Raw genomic sequence first — 5019 nt, forward strand, 5'->3', positions numbered from 1 at the left:
GTCGCTTGCCCAATCCGCCTTAGGCGCTCGCTTCCTCGACGGGCGCATCTTGGCCGTTCCGGTAGCTCTTCGGCTGTTTCGGTACGGCGGGCGGAGCGTCTCCCTTACCGGCAGCATCCACGGCTTCGGGCATGCGCTCCAGCATGCTGGAGAAATGCCTGAGCGAGTGAAGATGCAGGTACGTGCATTCCAGCTCGTCATTGGCGAACATGGCCTGCAGGTCTTCGCTTGCCAGCGCTTTCAGCTTTTCACGGTTGACCGTCATGAATCCGGAAAGCGACCGGCGTTCGCCGCTGTTGAGGTTGAACTGGGCCTGCATCGGCTGCAGCAGCCCCAGTGATTTCAACCGCTCACAATACTGGCGGGTTCGCTGGTGTCTTGCCTGATAGTCCTGCAGGAAGCCGAGCACGCTCTTCAGGTATTGGGTTTGCTGTCCCTCGCTGTCGAACAGGCGCTCGCCGCGGCCTTCGCGATTGAAGCCGTCGAAACTTTCGTCGATGTGAAGGATGAACGTCTTGCCGCTGCGGTCCGTTGAAAAGACGAACGGATACCGGCGCACGAACGCCGGCACATATTTGCCGAGCCAGGCACCGTCGTCGCCGACGAAGAGGTTTTGCGTCTGCTGGGCGCCGAGAACCACCGCAGGTGTCACCGTGTCGTCCGTGCCGGCAAAGACGATCGGATATTCGGCGGCAGCCTGAGCAAATTCGATGGCCGTCACCGGAACCGAGTTCACTTCTTTTGCGAACTTGTACGAAGTTCCGGTTTTAATTGACACATCCTTATGGCGATCTGCCGAGACAGGATGCACGTCTTGATAGAAAAGAAGTTGCGCTGTCATGGTGGTTTCCTCTAGTATCTTGTAAGTGTCACTCAGGTATCATAAAAGGCAATCGCCAGATTTTTACTCAGGCTAATTTGATCGAACACTTTATTAGACTTCGTGTCCAGTCAAACTTTAAATAAACGCAGGAATATCTGCCGCGTTGAACGATAAATTCTACTGGCGACGGGCGAGGACCCGTGAGAGAACCTCACAAAGACACGCCCACCTATTCGAGGCACGGTCGGGCTCTCGGTCAACATCAGGTCGAGATGCAAAAGATTGGCAAGCACCCGCCGCTGTGACGTGTCGCGGGGGTCGAGCGCAATGGCGCCGCCGCCGGCGGTGCTGAGCGCCGCATTGGGCAATGTGTCGGTTAGCGCCGGAACCTCGCGGACAACGACCGCCCTGTAGATCTTCGAAAAATCCTCGACGAAGCGCAGACTTACGTCCCGTGTTTGCGAACGGACAAGGTCGGCGTCCTCCTCCGGGACGATGACCCGAATGGTTGGCTTGTCGAAGTGCGCAACGTAGGCGATCACCTTGCCACGTCGCACGAACTTGCCGGGCAGGTCGCGATCGTCGGGCAGGATCAGCGTGCCGCTCGATGGTGCTCGGACGATCAAATTCTCCTGCCTTTGCCGTGTCAGGTCGAGATCGGCACGCGCAAGCCGCAGTTCCTCCTTGACCATGCTCGCATGGGCAAGATCCGACAGATCCTGCTTGGTAAGACGCCGTTGGAGCTCGGCGACACGCAGTTGCAGCAGGTCGACGCGCGCCGACAGCAGCGGATCCTCCTGCCGGATCAGTGGATCGCCAGCCTTGACCTCAGCGGCGGGTGCGGCGGCGATTTCATCGACCGTACCATCGGTCTGAACATGGACGATTGCATCACCTGGCAACCATACGATCCCCTGTACGACAGTCGCGTGCGGAATGGGCAACACGAAGACTCCCAGCGCGACTGCGGCGAGGACGGAGCCGACCACTGCGAATGCGCGGCCCCGGCTTCGCCGCAGGAGCGGGCTCGTCAGCAGGAACCAGAAAGCCTTTGCCAGCGGCACTGCAAACATCAGAATGAGCGCCCAGATGGCGAGCAAGGTACCGACGATGAAAAACTTCTGACTGACGAGCGCGATGATCGCGCCGGTGACCACAAGGCGGTAGAAGAACGCCGAGACGCCGTAGAGAACGAACCAGAACTCCTCCCCAGGCGCCGTCGCCGGCGAATTGACCGAGCCGATCTTGAAGGCGTAGCGCTGAACGAGATAGGCGAGATATTTATTGGCCCGGCTCGCGAGGTTGGGTATCTCCAAAAGATCGCTCAGGACGTAGTAACCGTCGAAGCGCAGAAGCGGGTTGCCGTTGAAGAGCAAGGTTGACACGCCGCCGATCAGCATGACGTTGAAGGCGAAGGCCCGCACGAGCCCCTCCTGCGCATTGACCCATACGATGAGGGCGACCGCGGCGAGCGTCATTTCCACGAAAATGCCGGCGGCACCGACGAGGGCGCGCTGCCACTTGCTGGCAAAAGCCAGGCTGTCGGATGCATCGACATATGGGACCGGCATGAAGACCAGCATCATCGCACCCACCTCGTGGACATCGCCGCCCCATCGCTTGACTGCGTAGGCGTGCCCTAGCTCATGCAGGGTCTTGATGAGCGGATAGGCGATCAGCATCAGGAAGAGGTTCGACGTTGACAGAACGCGGTCGGTCACATTGACGGTCAACGCGTTCCAACTCATGCCGGCAAGAACGGCGGCATAGGCGACAAGACAGATGAAGACGAGCGCGCCGAACCATGAGAACAGCACCCGGCCGACAATGGCGGTGGCGTTCAGAAACTCGTTCGGGTCGAGAAGGCCGAAGCGAATGGCGAGGGGATTGCCGAAACTCATCAAGAGCTTGCGATTGCGCGCCTTCTTGCCGCGCTCGGCGATTTCATTGATGTCGGGCGGAACATTGCCGAACAGGACGTCCGCCGCGTGCAACTGCCCGAGAAGCTGGATGACCTCATCTTGGGTCACGACCTTGTCGGTGAGCTTGTCGCAGGCGATGTCCCAGATCGCCTGCATCGTCCGGTGGCCATCCATCAGGCTGATGATGAGATAGGTCTCGGGCGTGAAGCGGTGGAAACGCCCGGATGTCCGGTCCTGCAGCACGTACCAGAGCTGATCACGAAAGACCGTGCGATGGATGCGTACATGGCCGCGCAGCTCCAGCTTCAGTTGCGCGACGCGGTACCAGGATGAGCTGAAGTAGGATCGTTCCATGTCCGCGCCCTCACGGCATCCAGCGCCACGCGGCGAGATAGGCCCACTGCACCATCTTGTCGGTGTAAACGCGGATCAGGAGCCGTTCGTCGACGGAGGTCTTGGCAATGCCCTCCATGCCAGGCCGAAGCCGATCGCTCAGATGATCCAGAGCTGCTTCGACCTTGAAGAAATTGTGTCCCTCCTTCTGGGTGGAGATCGCGGTGATCTGCTCGATCCGATAGGTGAGCGTCTCCTGCGGAAGCGCGGAAACCCGCAGGACTCCCTGGCGGCCGATCTCGACATCGTCAATGTCGCTTTCATCGACTTCGAGGATGACGCGATAGGACTCGAGCGGTGCGACCGTGAAGAGCTCCTGCCCGCGCTCGACCGCAGCGCCGATCGACTGGCTGAGGTCGCCGTTGACGACATAGCCGTCAAAGGGAGCGAGCAGCCGGGTGCGCTTGAGCTGTTCGTCGATCAAAGCGAGCTGGGCGTCGGCCTGATCGATCTGCGCCTTGACGATGAGCGCTTCGGCCCGTTCGTGCTGCATCAACGCCCGGTCATATTCGGTCGTCTTCTGCTGTCGGGTGGTCGTCAGCCGAAGCCGTTCCAGTGTCAGATCCTGGTCGTCGAGCTGCGCCAGGATCTGCCCCTGTTTGACCACTTCGCCGGCCCTTGCCGACTGGCTGGATACATAGCCGTTGAATGGCGCTACGACGGTTCGCTGGATTGTACCGCGAACGACGGCCGAAGACGTGACGGAGTATTCCGTCGTGGCCACGCTGAAATAGCCGGCCAGGACGACGGCAATCAGCGTCGCGAGCTTGCGGCCGAAATAGCCTGGGCCCAGCAGGAGCCGCAACTGGTTGGCGGCGGCCTCCCAAAGCTTCACCAAGACGTTCCTGTCGTTGCGGCGTTTTTCCTCAAGTACCGGTCCGACGACCGCTGCCACTGCATCGCACAGGTCGACGGTCGTCTCGTCGAAGGCACTACCGCGTGGGCGCTGCAGCGTCAGAGCGCCCACGATCTGATGCCCAGATTGCAGGGGGATCGTCAGCACGCCTCCGCACTTGTGCGTCTCGACCAACTCTTCGTGCGCCCGAAGGACACGATACTCCCAGTGCTCCTGCGGCGGGTAGAGAACGATGGCGCGCTGATCGACAGCCTCGTCCATCGCCGCGCCGATGTCGCGAATGATGTTTACTTTGTTGCCGAAGCCTGCCGCATGCGAGACCGTCGCGACACGACATCGCCGTCCGCGGACGAAACCGACGCTGACAGGGTCGCAGGCAAGCCGCATGGCGAGTTCCGTCACGAGCGCGGTGGCCGCTTCGGCGAAACCTTTTGCCTCGATCACCGCGGCAAGCATGTCGAAGGCCAGCCTGTTGCGTTCGCTGATTTCTTCGTTTTCGACTTGGAGTTGGCGCCTCAGCAGGACCTCGACCCAGCCGGAGGCCCATTGCACCTTGCGCATCACCGCGTTGATGGCAGCAGGCTCGACGGAAAGCGAAAGCGCGCAGGCGCCATACAAGCGCTCGTTGACGATCAACGGCGAAGCGATCAGTTGCACCGTACGGCTACCGGTCGTTCCGGTGGAGATGCCCTGGCGTTGGCTCAGCGCCCTCTCGGCGGCGGCCGTCAACCCCTCGTCGGCGGCCCTTTCCGGCCAGAAGGCGATCGGCGTGTAGGGCCCGGTGTCCGGTTCCCCGAGCATGACCATGCCGCTGGCGACGCCTGAGATCTGCCGGCAGAGTATAGCCAGCCACGTCTCCATGAATTCGTCTGGCTCAGTCGCATTGCGGAATTTTTGCCAGAGTGCTTGATCCAAAATAGCATACTTCACCGCCCCCGGGCCTTCGACCGGGGGCGGTGGTGCATATTCCCTGGCGATGTGATCAGTCATGCCGGCACGCGGTGGCCAGACAGTTTACTCGCACG

General features: G+C 60.8%; 3 protein-coding genes. All 3 read right to left on the reverse strand.

The annotated features are described in order from the left end of the window. Positions 1-19: 19 nt before the first annotated feature. The 3 genes from ACTJKM_RS23095 to ACTJKM_RS23105 all read right to left on the reverse strand — a co-directional run bounded on the left by ACTJKM_RS23095 (position 20) and on the right by ACTJKM_RS23105 (position 4855). On the reverse strand, positions 20-841 hold the full coding sequence (locus tag ACTJKM_RS23095) for a SapC family protein (protein WP_440661021.1): 822 nt from the start codon (positions 839-841) through the stop codon (positions 20-22). A gap of 110 nt (positions 842-951) precedes the next feature. Further along, entirely contained in the window at positions 952-3099 is a 2148-nt protein-coding gene (locus ACTJKM_RS23100) for a peptidase M50 (protein ID WP_440661022.1), read from the reverse strand. Positions 3100-3109: 10 nt separating this feature from the next. After that, positions 3110-4855: an HlyD family efflux transporter periplasmic adaptor subunit gene (locus tag ACTJKM_RS23105; protein ID WP_440661024.1), complete on the reverse strand. Its 1746-nt coding sequence runs from the start codon at positions 4853-4855 to the stop codon at positions 3110-3112. Between the last annotated feature and the right edge of the window lie 164 nt (positions 4856-5019).

The organism is Ensifer sp. 22460, assembly GCF_052044935.1.
Classification (GTDB): Bacteria; Pseudomonadota; Alphaproteobacteria; order Rhizobiales; family Rhizobiaceae; genus Ensifer.